Raw genomic sequence first — 16,453 nt, 5'->3', positions numbered from 1 at the left:
AGCTATGAGCTTTCAGTCACTTGCCACTGCTACTTTCTACTCTCTTCTCCCTTCACCCATAAATTAAATGCGTGTCAGTTTACCAAGGATTGCCAATTAGCGTAAAAGGAGCCCAATAAAAGGGATGAGAAAAATCTAGTTGTGTTTGATTAGATGGTGGAATAATTGCGCTTTCTAGTGTTGAGGTTTGAACGGGGTTACCGAATAAATCTTCTTGAGACTCTTGGGAGTTTTGGGATAAGTTGATGTTTTCTCCCCAACTAGTAACTAATTCTTCTCCCTGAAGATGAACTTGTCCATTAATCATGGCTGCTTGAGCGCGACGTAAGGCTTCGGCTTTACTCATTCTGGTCTCGGAAGTTTTAAGTTGGTGATAGAATTCATTCATTAATGCCATCGAACCGCGATCGCTTACATACCAGAATGTGCCTAAAGCTGATTTGACTCCTGCTTGTACTGCCAAACCTGCAAAACCCATTTCCACATCTTCATTACCTAAGCCAGTACGACAGGCACTTAATACTAATAATTCTACTGGGGGATTATTGAAACCTAGATTTCGCCATTCCTGTAGCTCCAACCTCTTGTCAAACAGTTGCAGATAAATTTCTGAGGGTTCGTCAGGTTGCTCGCTTGGGGCAAATTCTCCGTGAGTAGCAATATGCACGATACCATAAGGAGTTTGTTGACGACTAACTTGAAGGTTATTGAGAGTAAATTTGTCGTTTAATAAGGAAGGCTTACCAGCAGACCAAAGTTTCGCGATAGTATTTAATTCTAGTTCTGCATCTGGTAAAGGTCCTAGTGCATTGGGGTCGTTAAATTGAGAAGCTCCCATTGCAACTAATTTTTGCTCCCTAATATCTTGATAAGCAGTATTAGTCAGGTTAAGACTAGGAGCCATTCCTGTACTATATTTTTGAGCTAGGAATTGTTGACCATCGTGAAGCGCAGCTATAGGAAGTAAGCGTAATCCTGTAGGCATAACAAACAGCAAATTATTAATTTTTCGCTCTTTAAGTTTGTCTTCTATCGGATTAATCAGCGATTGATATAATTGTTGACCAAGTTTCAGGTATTGCTCTTTAGGATAACTAGCTCTTTCATAGATAAATCCTAAATAAAACTCATTGGCAGTTTCAATAACTTGTTTACGGGTAGCTCCATCAACCTTAACCTGAATTGGTTCTCCTTCTGGAGTAACTACTAATATATCTAATACATCACTATCTTCACTAGGAATAGATAGATTAGGTTCGGCTATATTTTCAGGTAGATTTAAGGACTGTTCGTACTGTGCTGTTGAAGCTGCTTCTCGTCTAGCAAAATCTTCATTCAGGTCTTGTTTGGCAGAAATTCCTGGCGGAGTGAAATTAACATAGATTAGGGCTGGTTTTTCTGCTGTTGCTTGCTCGATTTTGGCAAGAGTTTCACGAGCTTGTTCAATCGTTGCAATTTGGATAGTTGGAGGTAAGACTTTAGCTTGTAGTTGAGAAGGAGGATTTTTTACTCCACTAATATTGTTTTCATCAATCTTTTTGGGATCGATGAGTGGATCGACTATAGGAGGTTCCGTAGGTGGATTGACTATAGGAGGTGTGACAATATTATCAACGGAAATAAGATTGATGTTACTCCTATTTTCCGTAAAGAAGAAGGATTCGCCATCGATGGTAGTATCTCCAGTAGTAATTACTCCAGCAGTTCCATTCGGTGCTGTTGGATCGCCTACTCTAAAAGGATTATTTTTTCCATCACTACCGTGTCTAAGATTAATGTCTCCGCCTGTTATACCTGCTGCTGTAGAGATACTGGCATCTAACCCGCTGCGGGCAGTAAAAGTACCAGTTGCTTGAAATAATGGTGGTTGGTTATTGTCTAAGTTGACGTTAACATCTCCCCCATTGCCATTGTCTCCACCTTCTGCATTAATCGCCTTTACTTTAATATTTCCCTGAGAAGCAAGAGTAACATTTCCACCATTTCCTAGTGAAGAAAATGAACTAATACCAGCAAATAATTTATCTACAATGTCTTGAGATAAATCCTCTGATAAATCCGATGTTGAAATGGACTGTTCTGTTGTACCTACGGTAGTATCGATAGTTCCTCCTGTACTTTCTAGGTTAATTGCACCTCCTTGTCCAGTACCTAAAGAACTTGAAATAATATATCCTGTTTGAATGTTCTCAGGAGCTTTAATAGAAATGTCTCCTCCATTGCCAGATTCCGAACCAGAAACTATCCCACCAACTACTATCTGTTGACCTTCTGATTCAACTGTTGTTGTTGCATTAATTGCTCCATTTGTACTTTCCAGTGCAATTTTTCCTCCATTACCCACAACAGAGGAAGAATCAATGCTTCCTACGGCAATGTTACCTCCAGTATTGAGTTTAACTTCACCTCCATTACCTGTGTCGAAGGAAGAAGAATCGATGCTTTCTAGATTAATGTTGCCTCCAGCATTAAGAGTAACTTGACCTCCATTTCCTATATCGGCGGAAGAATCAATTGTTCCTATATTAATGTCTTCCCCAGCATTTAAACTAGCTTGTCCTCCATTTCCTGTGTCGGAGGAAGAATCAATTTCTCCTACAGTAATATCACTAGCAGCAGTAAGACTAACTTCCCCTCCATTTTCATCAGCACTAGAATCTAGTAAAGCTTGACTACTATTAATCGTACCGTTGCTGTCGAGCTTAATAATTCCACCATCGGTAATTATATCCCTATTAACGTTAATTGCATTACCTGCATTGAGAGTTAAATTGTTGCCATTGGTTTGAATTGCTCCATCTACTGTAATACTACCGCCAGATGCTGGAGACTGAAGAGTTAGATTGTCGTTAAAGCTAATATCATCAACAACGACAATGTTTCCTGTTGCATCTTCTCTACCGATGGTAATGGAACGAAAACCATCTTGAATAGCAGCTATTTCGTCTTCATTGAGAAAGGTTGTCTCAAGATCACTTGTGCCACCAATTTCTAAATCTAGATCGGGAGTAAGTGTTTGAATTAGTAAATCTCCCTCACCAATCAATATATCTTGATTCACAAAAGTATCTAGACCAATAATGTCAGACGTTAGTGTGATACTCCCGTTTCCCGAGTTAAGTTGACCTTCAATATATATATCAGCATTAGTGCCTTTTAGTGTAATATTTCCACCTTCTGAGTTTATCTCACCCTCAGAGAGGACGAAAATTGCACTGTCAGAATTGCTAGTACCAGTCAGTGCAATATCTCCACCTTCTGAGTTAATCCGATCAAAGATCGAAATTCCGCCCTCAGAATTGCTAGTGCCAGTCAGCGTAATATTTCCCCCTCCTGAGTTAATCTGACTGTAAATTCTAATTCCGCGCCCAGAATTGCCAGTGCCAGTCAATGCAATATCTCCACCTCCTGAGTTAACTTGACTGCCGATTTCAATTGCGCTGTCAAAATAGGAATTGCTATTGCTAGTACCAGTCAGCACAATATTTCCCCCGCCTGTTGATATGGGTGCAACGATTTGAACTCGTCCATCTCCACTCTCATCACTATCTGCGGTTAAAAATAAATTGAGAGAATCATTGGTATTAACATTACTATCAAAAATCTTTCCTGTGGTCGTTTCACCAACTAAAGTATCTCCTTCTACTCCAATCACAATATCATTTGCCGCATCTAGAGTTAAAGTATTGTTACCTGTGCCATCAAAATCAAGGTCTGCCTCTAGAGTAATATTGCCTTCTTGATTTCCTGTCGTTCCAGTTGAGACAACAACATTAGAACCGCCAGTTAAAGCCTCTTTGATAATACCAACCTTAATTTGTGCATCATCTGCGATCGCTGTAAAAGGATTATTTGTACTTATGTTCAAAGTGTTTTCGTAACCGACCAAATATGTTCCATCTTCAACAATTGTGATGTTATGTGGATCGAGTAACCATGTTCCTCCTAAACCATTAGATGCAGCTACATTAGGAGCATTAACAACATCCAGAAATCCACCACTACTAGTTTCGACAAAACCACCATTCCCAGAATTTTGCCCTCCCGTGGCATTAATATTCCCTTCAATTCTGGTAGTTGCATCTGACCAAACAATTACCTTACCGCCATCCCCATCTCTCAGCGCATCAGCATTAATTACCGATTCACTATCAACTACGGTAACATCAGCATTTGGTACAGTTCCCTGTCCTTTATAATCTCCGCCAATTAGTACCTTACCGCCTCCTGCATCCCCAGAAGCATCGACATTTGCAGCAATTAAACCAACCTTATCTCCTAAAACATTTACTTCACCGCCAAAAGCTTCTGCTTTTGTATTAGAAACATCTAAGTTTCCAGAAACTATATTCGTCCCAGAAGTATCGGGAACTGTCGTACCAGACTCAGCTAATTGTACTTTTCCATCAAAAGTAGAATTCAATCCCGTCTCTACTTCTGGTGGTAGTCCCGCCAGTATATCTAGTAAATCTTTTACCTGAATGGGTAACGGTTTTCCATTTTTATCGGTAGGTAATTCAACTTCTAAACTGAGAACTTGTCCCTCTTGAGAGATGCGTACCAAGTTCGTTCCTGGTACTGCCGTTAAAGTAATATTTCCTCCTGGCGCGGTAATAGTACCTGTATTAACTACTTTCCCCGCAGTTAAAGACAAATTCTGTCCTTCTGCTACTGCTAAATTCCCCGCGTTGATAATCGTTCCTGCTTGAGAACCATCAAACTGAAAACCGTTGGGATTACCCACTAAGTTTACATAGTCATTCAAACCAAAAGCATTAAACCAAGTATCTCCAAACTTAATGCCTCTAGCAGTGGTAGCAGTAAAATCTCCAGGTACGTTTAACCTAGCATTAGAACCAAAAACAATCCCTGCGGGATTCATTAAAAATAAGTTGGAATTCCCTCCAACGACTTCAATTAGACCGTTAATAACAGAAGGATTTCCTCCATTAATACGAGATAAAATATTTTGAATTTGTGGATTAGATAAAAAAGTCGCAATTTGGTTAGCATCTAAACCAAATTCTTGGAAACTATGAAAAAGATTGTGACCATCTTTAGAAAGAGTTCCCCCATCAATAGTAATGCGATTTCCTTGGGGGGTAACTATAGTAGCAGTTCCGTCATTACCAGGAATAATACTCTGAGCAAGTATTGGTTTAAAATTGATTGCTGCCAACCAGGGAATAATAGCAAATAACAAACTAATCTTTTTCATAGCTAATTTCTCCTTTAAATTAACCAGATAGTTTAGGTAATTAATAATGAATTACTTTAATAGAAATTGCTCAATGACTAAATAAAAACCATTATTGAAAATAAAAAAAAGTTAGCAATATCACTGAGAACTATTAATAAAAAAATAGTTTAAATTACCTATTTGAATGAGACTACTTTTAAGTTTTCACAGACTAACATCAATAAAATCTTAATGACTAGTAATAATGACGGATTATTTCAAACTCGAAAAATAAATTAATCTTTGCAATAAAATACCTAAGTAAATTTTGGATATGCTTTTCTTATTTGCATATAATTACTTAGTAAAAAAAAAACTAATTTTTTCATAAATTTTTGTTTAAATTAAAATAATTAATTACACATATCTCATTATTGTTCAATTTATAGTTTTTCCATATGCGTCAAAATATTTATCAAGCCAAGCTTTTATTTGGGATTATATTTTTGCTAATATTAATCACTTTATTAGTTTCAGACAATAAGGCTTTTTCTTCTACAAATTTATCTCAAAAACAATTAGAAGACTTTACTCGCTCAATTACAGTGCGAATCTTTTCTAAAGATGAATCAGGGTTAAATAGTGGTTCAGGAATATTAATTCGTCGCCAGAAAGGACATTATTTAGTTCTGACTAACAATCATGTTGTTGCTAATAAAAATAACTCTTATCAAATTCAAACTCCAGATGGAAGAGAATATCCAGGTAAAATTATTACTACTACAAAATTTGAAAATGATATTAGTTATTTAACTTTTCCTAGTCTTAATAAAAAATATCAAGTCATTAACTTAAACAAAACTTTTAATGCAAAAATAGGGCAGAATGTCATAGCTGGAGGATTTCCTATAGAAGATGATTTAACTCAATCTAATCAGTTTCATGTCACTAGGGGACAAATTGCTTTAACTAGCGATCGCCCTTTTGTTGGTGGCTATCAAATCGGCTATACTAATTTAGTTAAAAATGGTATGAGTGGGGGACCATTATTAAATCGACAGGGAGAACTTATTGGTATTAATGGTATAGGAAAGTATCCTCTTTTTGGTAATCCTTATATTTTTAAAGATGGCTCTACAGTTTCCGATCAAGAATGGACTAAAATGAGCAAGCTAAGTTGGGCAATTCCTATAAAATATATACTTCCTCTGCCTAATTTTAGTGCAATGTGAATTAAAAGTATTAAAGAGGTATTTAATGAGCAATTTTATGATGAGTTTGCCATTTCTTTTGAGAAATTAGGTATTCTTGAATTTTTTGTCTTTGACTAAAAAAATCTTTTTTGTGTAAGAAAGAAGCATGGCGATCAAATCCGTAACCTGGTTTTAGATTGCCAGACAAATCGTTCAAGTTTTGAACTGGTACTATGCTTTTAATTCCACCTAAAATCTGACAAATAGCTAACAAGTGAATATTTTTTCCATTTTCATAGATGAAAAGAAGAATAGCCCAAAAATATTTAATCCACTCAGTTTTAAATAAAACAGGATTAATTAGATCTGTTTTCTTATTTTGAAAGTTAAAATTGCATTTGTCCTGTTCATAATTGTTAAATAAAACTTAAAAATATTTAACTGATTACTTTTCCAATTTCTATAACCTGTGTTATTGTGATGAAAAATTTTTGGTATTTCAGAAATAATTTAGTTCAACAATTTTGTTGATTTTTAAATTGATTATCTATGGCACCCAAAGCAGACAAACTAGGACAAGCTCTCGAAATTTTTCAAATACTTTTAAAAAAGAAATCTGAAGATAATCAAAAATGTGAAGCAATAGTTAGAGACGTAGAAAAGCTAAATACTCACTTACAGCAAAAAAAATTAACTATCCAAATTGTCAGTCAAAATTTGTTATTAGCTCAAGCTTTATTCGATCTTATTAATACTCAGGAATCACTTCTAGAATCATATAATCTCAAGTTCGATCCTCTTCCTGAACTGCCTAAAAAAATAGAACTTCAAAGATTTACTAATCTTAAACTTCAACATCGACAAAATAATTCTACCGATATGCAGCGATGCTATGAACTTTCTTTTGGTAAAGAAGAATTAATTGGCAGAAATCCTGAGTGTTCAATTAGTTTAGATGGAAAAATATATCAAGGAATTTCTTGGCATCATGCTACCATTAAACCCGTACAAAACGATCCCAATTCTGAACTCTGGGAAATTTGCGATCTCAATACTACCAATGGAACTTTTGTTAATTCAGAACGCATACAGGGGTGTCAAACATTGCAGCCAGGGGACACAATTACTTTAGGATATCCCAAACCCAGTCAAGGGATTGCCGAATTACTTTTTGAAGTTCAAATTTTCACACCAGATACTAATATCAATCATGCTTACTGGGAAGTTGTGGATTGCGATCTTTTTTGTTTAGTTATTGATTCTAGAAAACCTCTTATTACTAAAGAAAAAGAGTTTGTCAAAAATCTTGATCGTACCTTAATAGCTAAACAATTTCTAATTATCGATCTGCCTGATGCTAAGGAAGAAGTATTAAGTGCAGAGACTAATTTAGGTAATCTTGAAAGTTATTTAAAAAATCAAGCTTCTAATTCAGGTTTTGAGTTAATTCATCTTTGCCTTAAGCCTTATTATCAAGAAAATGAAAAAAAAGGATTAGACTCTTCTTTACAAAAAAAGCAAGATACTTTTTTAAAAACTTTAGAAAATATAGTTAAACGCCAACCAGAAAATTTATTAGCCCAAAGACTTAGTATTAAGTTTATCAATCTTTTAGAACCCGTAGAAAGAGTCGTTCAGCATCAACAAGAAGAACTTGCAGAAAAAATTGCTCAAGAAAGACAAGAGTTAGAAAAATTAAACCAAGTTAGTTTTAAAGAGATAACTAAAAAAGCAATTAGTCTTATCAACGAAGATAAAGATACATTTTTTAAACAAGCCAAACTAGATTTAACTCAATCAAAAGTGGCTTTCTTAGATGGATTTCGTAAAGAAAGTATTATTTATAAAATTCAAAACTTTGTTGATGATTTAAATCCAATCATTTTTACAAAACATGGACATAAATATCTTCAACTTGCTAATAAAAATAAACAAGAATCGCAAGATGTCAATCAAAATCTAATTGATTTTTGTACTTTTTCAGTAGGGCAGTGGGCTACGGACGAATGGGATAGAATTTGTCATGTTTATGGTAAAGATGGTTTATATGGATTGCTACAGCGGTCATATACTAATGTCGATGTTATTCCTTCTTTACTAAAAGAGTCACCTTTTTCTTCTCCGCAAATTCTAAATATTAAAGGAAATTTTATGATTTCCTTTGCGGGAATTTCTTGTGAAGTTCGTTATAAGCAAATTTCTTTAGGTGCTTACGTTATGAAGCAGTTAAGAAGTCAAGTAATGCAAACCATGATGATGGTAACTTTATTACTTTCTTTTATTGGTATTCAAGCTGGAAAAAGTCAGCTTATGAGTCAAATTTCTAATTTCTTTAAACAATTTCCATGGATATTTGGTTTGGTAGTTTTTGGGATTATATTTTTGTTAATTAATGCTTATAATCAAGATAATAATTTAATGATGGAGGAGGCAAGTGAAAAACTAAAAAAAGATTTATCTGGTTACTATCAATCCTTTGTTAAAAATCTAGTAGATAAAATTATCCAAGATTTTAATCTGGCTTTAGAATCAGAAGATAGGAAAATTAATGATGCTTTAGAAATAACAAAAGATAAGTATAATCAACACATTTTAGAGCTAGAAAAGAAACAAAATCAAATTAAAAATAATATAGAACAACACAAAGGAGAACAAGAAGTTCTAAAAAATGAGTTATGTGAATTTAAAAAGCTTAAGCGTTTATAGGTTGATAAACGTAAAGTTAAGCTGCTTTTCTAAATATTTCTAAATGTAGAGTAATAAAATAATTTATAGTATGTGATTGCTACCGCATCTTTAGCCATTTGAGACACATTTTTTCGCTCACTTTTCCCCAATAATCCTTCGTGCAGTGTGCCTAAACTTTCTTTTTTGGGCTTTATTTAAGAGCAAATCATCAAACTTTTGACACTATCTATCGAAACAAGGAGGCATAGCTGCGGGAGTGGTTTCTTTCATGGAGCGCGATCGCCCTAATCGGATCATGTTCAACTTCTATCTAATCCGTTTGATTACCCATAATATACATGAGAAGAGATGTGGGGGCGACAACAAGCTTTATTATGGCAAACCCTTCAAACACCACCAGCTGATAGGGGATTATGGACAGGAACACTCATTAGCAGTTTGGATGAGTGAGTTATTAGGACTCGCGATCGCACCTCAAAGAGGATAGGATTATCTCAAAGGACTAAAATACGTTCGTCGAAGACCAAGACCTGCTCATGTTGATAGCGACCCCGACATGAGGCAACAGTGGAAAAAAAACTGGCGCAGACCGCAGCACACGTTAAACGACAATATCCTGAATCAACGGTAGAAACTTGGGCCGAAGATGAGCATCGAATAGGATTACAGCAGATAACTTCGTTAGAGGATAGTAAACGTACTACTATCCTGCCAAAGTTTCCAACTTTTTTATTACTCTACAAATCCTGCATAGAACTATTGTACTTACTCAACAGTAACACTTTTCGCTAAATTCCTTGGCTGATCGACATCTAACCCTTTAATTGCTGCAATGTGATAAGCCAATAGCTGCAAAGGCACAACTGCCAAAATCGGCGAGATCAATTCCTCAACTTCAGGTACAGTTAATACATCATCGAAAGTTGCAGCAGCTTCTTGTGCATTCATCGCTGATGTTACGCCAATTAATCTAGCATCTCTAGCTTTAGCTTCCTGGGCATTGGAAAGTACCTTATCATATACACTACCAGGCATTGCGATCGCGACTACAGGAACTTTGGTATCAAGTAAGGCGATGGGACCATGTTTCATTTCGCCAGCAGGATAACCTTCTGCATGGATGTAGCTGATTTCTTTGAGTTTTAATGCTCCTTCTAAGGCAATGGGGAAGTTAATTCCTCTGCCGATAAAGATAAAGTCTTCGGTTTCTTTGGTAAATTCGTGTGCCAATTCTTCGATGTAATTAGCTTGACTTTCTAAAGTTTTTTCTATTTGAGTGGGAATTTGATGTAATCCAGTAATAATTTGTTCTATTTGCTCTAGAGGTAAAGTTTTGCGACGAAAAGCTAAATCTAGAGCCAGGAAATAAAAGCTCATTACTTGAGCGACAAAGGTTTTGGTTGCTGCTACGCCAATTTCAATCCCAGCTTGAGTATTGATAATTTGATCGACTAATTGAGCGATGGTACTTTCGGGACGGTTGGTAATACCTAATAATCGTGCTTGTAATTTAGGTTCGAGGTTAGCACGTCGCTCTTTTTCTGTTTCCAAGGCAGCAATGGTATCAGCAGTTTCTCCTGACTGGGTAACACCAATAGTTAAAGTATTGCCAATAATGGGTTTGGGAGCATAGCGAAATTCGGATGCGTAATCTACGGTGGTGGGAATTCCCGCCAATTGTTCTAACAAATACTTACCAATCAAACTAGCGTGCCAACTCGTACCACAAGCAAGAATTTGAATATGTTCTAAATCTTCGTAAAGTCGGGGTGATAAACTAAGAGTTACAGGACTAAAATCGGGATTATCTTGGGCGTGCCAGTTTGGATTGAAATAAGCTTCTAAAGCAGTTCGTACTACTCCAGGTTGCTCGTAAATTTCTTTGAGCATATAGTGGCGGAATCCCTGCTTTTCTACTTGAACCAGATTCCAATCCAGGGTACGAGGAAATTTGTTTAAGCGATCGCCTGCAAAATTATAAATCTCTACACCTAAAGGAGATAATCTTGCCATTTCCCCATTATCTAAACTGAGAACTGTATGAGTATGGGGAACTAAAGCAGTAATATCAGAAGCACAGAAAAATTCCCCTTGTCCGAAACCGAGGATTAAGGGAGCTTGTTGACGTGCTACAACTAATTCATAGGGATGATCGGCACTAATAACCGCGATCGCAAATGCTCCTTCCAAACGGGGAATAATCTGTCTAACTGCATCGAGTAAAGAATGCTGGGAATTGGTTAAACAATCAGCAATTAAGTGAGGAATAACTTCTGTATCAGTTTCTGACTTAAATTCGTAGCCTTTACTAATTAATTCTTCTTTTAACTCGCGATAATTTTCAATGATGCCATTTTGAACTACCGCTACACCCATCGCTGCATCCATATGAGGATGAGCATTATGTTCTTCTGGTTTCCCATGAGTTGCCCAACGAGTATGTCCGATGCCAATTTGGGCCGGGTTATGCTCTCTTTCTACTTTTTCCCGTAGATTATATAATTTACCTTTGGCGCGAACACAGTTAATTTTTCCTTCTAAAACTGTTGCCACTCCTGCCGAATCATAACCCCGATATTCTAATCTTTCCAAACCAGAGATTAAAATTTCTGTTGCTGCTTGAGTTCCTATATACCCGACTATTCCACACATAATTTTAGTTACCAGTCAGACGCGATTTTAATAGTTATCATTTGTAACGTAAATTTCCCAAATTCTGCGACTCTTTAAATATTTGTTTATTTATTTTTAATAGTAAGCGATCGCAATCCTAATTGATTAAAATTATAAGCATATATGTGAAGTACTCAACGCTTCCCTTCGGGTAAGCGTGAGCTTCCTATCCAACAGACAGCACCGTAGTAGATTTCTTGCGTCCTCTATTACTGCGTCTTAACGCCTGGCTATCGCCTAGGCGTAAGGCTTCTCGCTCACTGAGCTAAAATGTATTTAGTTCATGTATTTTATTGATGACTTCAACTAGCTTCAACCCTTTTCTCAGTCTTGAGTATCAGCCAGTTTTGGAAAATTTGGGCGATGATTACTACGATAAAGTGGCAGCAGCCGAATTTCCTCAACATATTCTTCGTTTTCGCAATGACTCTTTACTTCCATTGCTCGGGTTAGGAGCTAAATCGGTTAAAGATGAGCATTTTATTGAAGCTTTTGGTAAATTCCTTGGAATACAACCTTTTTTAGCCTTACGTTATCATGGCTATCAATTTGGCGAATATAATCCCTTTTTAGGAGATGGAAGAGGGTTTCTTTACGGGCAAGTTAGAGGAACAGATGGAGAACTGTATGATTTTGGTACTAAAGGATCAGGAAGAACTCCTTATTCTCGTACTGCTGATGGGAGATTAACCCTTAAAGGTGGTGTTAGAGAAGTGTTAGCAGCAGAAGCTTTGCATCAATTAGGAGTTAAAACTTCTCGTTGTCTGAGTATGATCGAAACTGGAGAAGCACTTTGGCGAGGAGATGAACCTTCTCCTACTCGTTCCTCGGTGATGGTGCGTTTTAGCCTTTCCCACATTCGGTTTGGTACGTTTGAAAGGCTACATTATCTTCAACGACCTGATTTGATTCAGAAGTTATTGGATCATGTGATTGAAATTTATTATCCTCATATTGCCAACACAGAAGATAAATACGCTAAGTTTTATGCCGAATTAGTCGAAAGAGTTGCCCAATTAGCAGCCCAATGGATGGCCGCAGGTTTCTGTCATGGGGTACTTAATACGGATAATATGTCGATTACTGGGGAAAGTTTTGATTATGGTCCTTATGCTTTTATCCCTACTTATAATCCTTATTTTACGGCAGCTTATTTTGACTACGGTGGACGCTATAGTTATGGGAATCAGCCTTTTATTTGTAAGTTAAATTTGGAACTGTTGCAATTACCTTTAGGGATGATCATTGCTAAGTCTGATTTAGAGGCTGGTTTGGCTCAATTTGAAGATTGTTATTCTTCTACCTATAATCAGTTAATGCTTAATAAGTTAGGTTTCCAAAACTTATCAAGTTTGGCAGCAGCAGAATTATTAGAAGCAACGATTAAATTACTCAGAAATACTGATATTGGTTATCATGCTTTTTTTGCTGAGTTAGCAGCAGGTTTTAATTATGGTTGGCGTGAAGATAGTTCTTTAATTCTAGAAAATAATTTTTTTGCTCGTGTATCTCAAGAAGTGAGCGATTATTGGCGTAAATTGTACCATGGTTGTTTAAATTTATTACCACCAGAAGAAATGGACTTGATTTGCGATCGCCTTAATTTTTATAATCTTAAAACAGTTTTACTTCGTCCTGTTATAGAATCAATTTGGCAACCAATTGTTGAGGAAGATAATTGGCAACCTTTTTATGATTTAATTGCTAAAATTCAAGCTAAGGAATGAAGTTAGAAAAACTCAAGGATAATTGGGATAATTTACTTCAAAGTTTAAAGGTAGATTTATTTTTAGCTGAACCAATCTTTAATGATTTAGTTACTGCTTATTCTAATTCGACAAGATATTATCACAATCTTCAACATATCGAACAATTATTAACTGTAGCTAATTTAATGAAAGATGAAGCAAAGAATTTTTCAGTCATTGAATTGGCTATTTGGTTTCATGATGTGATTTATGATTCACAAGCGCAAATTAACGAAGAAAAAAGTGCAGTTTATGCTGAACAAGTTTTAACTCATTTAAAAATAGATGATTGTATTATTCAATCAGTTAAACAATTAATTTTAAAGACTCAAACCCATCAGACAAATTTTGAAGATTATGACAGTCAAATTTTTTTAGATGCAGATTTATCAATTCTTGGTGCTAGTCAAACTGAATATCAAATTTATAGTCAAGCAATTCGTCAAGAATATTCTTGGCTTCCTCAAGCAGATTATTGTTTTGGAAGAAAAAAAGTTTTAGCAAGTTTTTTAGCCCGAACCAGAGTTTATCATACAGAATATTTTTTTAATCGATTAGAAAGTCAAGCTCGATTTAATTTACAACAAGAATTTTTTGCAATAAATAAGATTAAAAATTAAATATTTTTTTTTTTATTTTTTTTTAACTAATTTTTATTAAACAGTTTTTGAAAAATAAATTATCAAAACTTCCTTATTTGAAAAAATATTTTTAAGAATCAAAAAATTATGGCAGGATAATTAATTAACTAAAAAATTTCAATGAGCTTGTTTACTAATGTTTCTACTGTCTCAGAAAATCTTAAAATTCTTAGTAGCTTTTGGAGTTACTTTACTTTTATTCAATAATATTAAAATTGTCAAAGCAAACGCAGAAACAATGTTAATGAACCAAACCGAAATTAACCAACAAATCCAAAGTTTATCAGGTTGGACTACTGACGGAAAAAAAATTACTCGTACTTTTAAATTCAAAGACTTTGTTGACGCGATCGCATTTGTGAATAAGTTAGTTGAACCTGCCGAAGCAGCAGGACACCATCCCGATCTTAGTATTTCTTATAACAAAGTTACTGTAAACCTGACTACCCACGACGCGGGGGGCATTACTCAAAAAGATTTTGATTTAGCTCAACAAATTACTCAATTAGCTGAATAAGATAGCGTTTCTCGACTGTAATAAAATCTGGTCAAAACACTGGTTTTTGTTGAGACCTACGGTAGTGCGCTTCGCTTAGGTTCATAGTTAATTGTTGATTATTCATCCTTCATCATTCATAATTCATAACTGATCACTGGTAAGTGATCACTGATAACTGTTTTATGCTCTTCGACGTACTTTTCTTGGTGTAATTTGAGTAGGATCAACATTAGCGATCGCTCTTTTTAAAGGCATTGTTCGTAAACAGTTATTTTGGGTATTAATTTGATAAACTTTGCCACTATCAACATCTAAGGCAGTTAGCCAGCCACTATTTTGATGATAAGCACCAGTTTCAATATCTAACCAACCTGCACCGGCAGCTATTTGTCCTGGTTGAACTCCTGGTAAGGTAAAGGTAATCGTATGACCAGTGATAATTAGTTTATCTTTGAAGTAAGGTTCGTTGCTGCCGTGAAATTCTTCTCTGATCCAACAAAACTGTTCGGAATTTTGTTCTTCTAAAGCAAGTCTAGGACAAACTCCTGCATGAACTAACCAAATGTCTCCGAGATCGAGATAAAGAGGTAAAGTCTTGATCCAATCAATGTGGTCTTGAGGGATTTTACTATCGTAACTCGTTACAGTAGCATGACCGCCACTATAGAGCCATCCTTGGTAAAATTCAATCGAAACTTGTCCACTACCAACCACATCTAGTAACATTTCTTCATGATTGCCTCGTAAACATTGGTACTGGTTGCGGATCACAAAATCGACGACATCTGCACTTTTTGGGCCTCGGTCGATTAAATCTCCCAAAAAATAAACTTGATCCTCACTATTTGGCGCAATTGCATCTAATAAGGCGATTAAGGCATCGTAGTGACCGTGTACATCTCCTATTATGATTCGGCGTTGATTGGGCATATTAATTTTTAACTACCTAAAATATCAATAATTATCTTGAACTTTCCAGACCTTTAATGATAAGACTAGACTATTAACCTATTAACTTAGGATTCCCAATTTTGGGATGATTAGGCGGTATTTTAAATATTTTTTCCTGATTTCAACTACATCATATTATATAAAGAATAATTAAATACGTCTTGACATTCCGCTCAATTAAATACCTACAAAAATAACTGGTGAGAAGTAGAGGTTTAATTTGTCTATAGTAGCTAAGATTAAAATCTTAAAACAGCCAACTGATTCATCTTGGCTTAAACTCGCGATCGCGAATTTAGATACAATTCTACTCGATCATTCTCATTGTGAAAGGAAAGCTGCCGGAGTAGCAATTAATATGATGTTTCGCTATCCTTCTTTTCATAAATTAGTTCGGCAATTAACCGCGATCGCCAAGGAAGAATTAGAGCATTTTGAGCAGGTAAATCAGTGGTTAGACCGGCGAGGAATTGCTTTAGCACCTCTAAACTCTCCTCCTTATGGTGCTAAGTTGAAAGCGCAAATTCGCCATCAAGAACCAGATCGTTTGTTGGATTGTTTATTAGTTTCGGCTTTAATTGAAGCTCGTTCTCACGAAAGATTAGGACTTTTAGGGGAATATTGTCCAGAACCAGACTTAGCTAAATTTTATCGAAGTTTGATGGCATCAGAAGCTCGTCACTATGGGATTTATTGGTTATTAGCTAATGAATATTGTGAAACAAACGCAGTTCAACAGCGTTTAGATGAGTTATCTAGTGTTGAAAGTGAAATTTTAGCCAATTTATATCCAGAACCAAGAATACACAGCTGAGACAGTGACCAGTGACCAGTGACCAGTGACCAGTTATCAGTTATCAGTTATCAACATTTTAATGCAA

General features: G+C 35.7%; 12 protein-coding genes and 1 pseudogene. 8 read left to right on the top strand and 5 right to left on the bottom strand.

Annotated features, from left to right (window positions below; translation table 11 throughout):
- Positions 1–79: 79 nt before the first annotated feature.
- The gene (locus tag STA7437_RS26600) at positions 80–5,218 is read right to left on the bottom strand and encodes a CHAT domain-containing protein (RefSeq protein ID WP_015193842.1); all 5,139 of its coding nucleotides are present in this window, start codon (positions 5,216–5,218) and stop codon (positions 80–82) included.
- A gap of 467 nt (positions 5,219–5,685) precedes the next feature.
- Here STA7437_RS26600 and STA7437_RS12950 point away from each other — a divergent pair, with 467 nt between their 5' ends.
- On the top strand, positions 5,686–6,411 hold the full coding sequence (locus STA7437_RS12950; protein ID WP_171815456.1) for a S1 family peptidase: 726 nt from the start codon (positions 5,686–5,688) through the stop codon (positions 6,409–6,411).
- A 22-nt stretch (positions 6,412–6,433) separates the two neighbouring features.
- Here STA7437_RS12950 and STA7437_RS26595 read toward each other — a convergent pair whose 3' ends face one another.
- Complete coding sequence (locus STA7437_RS26595; RefSeq protein WP_171815455.1) at positions 6,434–6,589, bottom strand: hypothetical protein; 156 nt, start codon at positions 6,587–6,589, stop codon at positions 6,434–6,436.
- 332 nt (positions 6,590–6,921) lie between these two features.
- Between STA7437_RS26595 and STA7437_RS12940 the strand changes: the two genes are divergently transcribed.
- Positions 6,922–9,078, top strand: coding sequence for an FHA domain-containing protein (locus STA7437_RS12940; protein WP_015193840.1), 2,157 nt, complete (start codon positions 6,922–6,924; stop codon positions 9,076–9,078).
- A 44-nt stretch (positions 9,079–9,122) separates the two neighbouring features.
- Here STA7437_RS12940 and STA7437_RS27855 read toward each other — a convergent pair.
- Positions 9,123–9,330, bottom strand: a pseudogene (locus STA7437_RS27855) (IS701 family transposase); the annotation flags it as partial.
- Here STA7437_RS27855 and STA7437_RS25860 point away from each other — a divergent pair.
- Positions 9,317–9,547: a hypothetical protein gene (locus STA7437_RS25860; protein WP_150109068.1), complete on the top strand. Its 231-nt coding sequence runs from the start codon at positions 9,317–9,319 to the stop codon at positions 9,545–9,547. The pseudogene STA7437_RS27855 and the gene STA7437_RS25860 overlap by 14 nt on opposite strands.
- A gap of 80 nt (positions 9,548–9,627) precedes the next feature.
- Positions 9,628–9,852 (top strand): hypothetical protein, encoded by a 225-nt coding sequence (locus STA7437_RS26205; RefSeq protein ID WP_150109067.1) that lies wholly within the window; start codon positions 9,628–9,630, stop codon positions 9,850–9,852.
- On the opposite strand, the gene glmS is transcribed toward STA7437_RS26205, so the two are convergent.
- Positions 9,826–11,712 (bottom strand): glutamine--fructose-6-phosphate transaminase (isomerizing), encoded by a 1,887-nt coding sequence (gene glmS, locus STA7437_RS12935; RefSeq protein ID WP_015193839.1) that lies wholly within the window; start codon positions 11,710–11,712, stop codon positions 9,826–9,828. The genes STA7437_RS26205 and glmS overlap by 27 nt on opposite strands.
- A 317-nt stretch (positions 11,713–12,029) precedes the next feature.
- Between glmS and STA7437_RS12930 the strand changes: the two genes are divergently transcribed.
- The 3 genes from STA7437_RS12930 (at position 12,030) to STA7437_RS12920 (ending at position 14,639) form a co-directional block, all read left to right on the top strand.
- On the top strand, positions 12,030–13,460 hold the full coding sequence (locus STA7437_RS12930) for a protein adenylyltransferase SelO (RefSeq protein ID WP_015193838.1): 1,431 nt from the start codon (positions 12,030–12,032) through the stop codon (positions 13,458–13,460).
- On the top strand, positions 13,457–14,101 hold the full coding sequence (locus tag STA7437_RS12925) for an HD domain-containing protein (protein WP_015193837.1): 645 nt from the start codon (positions 13,457–13,459) through the stop codon (positions 14,099–14,101). The genes STA7437_RS12930 and STA7437_RS12925 overlap by 4 nt, the downstream gene beginning before the upstream one ends.
- Positions 14,102–14,360: 259 nt before the next feature.
- The gene (locus STA7437_RS12920) at positions 14,361–14,639 is read left to right on the top strand and encodes a 4a-hydroxytetrahydrobiopterin dehydratase (RefSeq protein ID WP_150109151.1); all 279 of its coding nucleotides are present in this window, start codon (positions 14,361–14,363) and stop codon (positions 14,637–14,639) included.
- Between the two features lie 162 nt (positions 14,640–14,801).
- On the opposite strand, the gene STA7437_RS12915 is transcribed toward STA7437_RS12920, so the two are convergent.
- Positions 14,802–15,551 (bottom strand): metallophosphoesterase family protein, encoded by a 750-nt coding sequence (locus STA7437_RS12915; protein ID WP_015193835.1) that lies wholly within the window; start codon positions 15,549–15,551, stop codon positions 14,802–14,804.
- A gap of 241 nt (positions 15,552–15,792) precedes the next feature.
- Between STA7437_RS12915 and miaE the strand changes: the two genes are divergently transcribed.
- Positions 15,793–16,386: a tRNA-(ms[2]io[6]A)-hydroxylase gene (gene miaE / locus STA7437_RS12910; protein WP_015193834.1), complete on the top strand. Its 594-nt coding sequence runs from the start codon at positions 15,793–15,795 to the stop codon at positions 16,384–16,386.
- The last annotated feature ends 67 nt before the right edge of the window (positions 16,387–16,453 follow it).

The organism is Stanieria cyanosphaera PCC 7437, assembly GCF_000317575.1.
Classification (GTDB): domain Bacteria; phylum Cyanobacteriota; class Cyanobacteriia; order Cyanobacteriales; family Xenococcaceae; genus Stanieria; species Stanieria cyanosphaera.
This window is presented reverse-complemented; position numbering and strand designations above follow the sequence as displayed.

Coding starts and splice junctions, on each gene's coding strand:
- STA7437_RS26600 (WP_015193842.1), bottom strand. CDS start 5,218: ATGAAAAAGATTAGTTTGTTATTTGCTATTATTCCCTGGTTGGCAGCA.
- STA7437_RS12940 (WP_015193840.1), top strand. CDS start 6,922: ATGGCACCCAAAGCAGACAAACTAGGACAAGCTCTCGAAATTTTTCAA.
- STA7437_RS12915 (WP_015193835.1), bottom strand. CDS start 15,551: ATGCCCAATCAACGCCGAATCATAATAGGAGATGTACACGGTCACTAC.
- STA7437_RS12930 (WP_015193838.1), top strand. CDS start 12,030: ATGACTTCAACTAGCTTCAACCCTTTTCTCAGTCTTGAGTATCAGCCA.
- STA7437_RS12920 (WP_150109151.1), top strand. CDS start 14,361: ATGTTAATGAACCAAACCGAAATTAACCAACAAATCCAAAGTTTATCA.
- glmS (WP_015193839.1), bottom strand. CDS start 11,712: ATGTGTGGAATAGTCGGGTATATAGGAACTCAAGCAGCAACAGAAATT.
- STA7437_RS12925 (WP_015193837.1), top strand. CDS start 13,457: ATGAAGTTAGAAAAACTCAAGGATAATTGGGATAATTTACTTCAAAGT.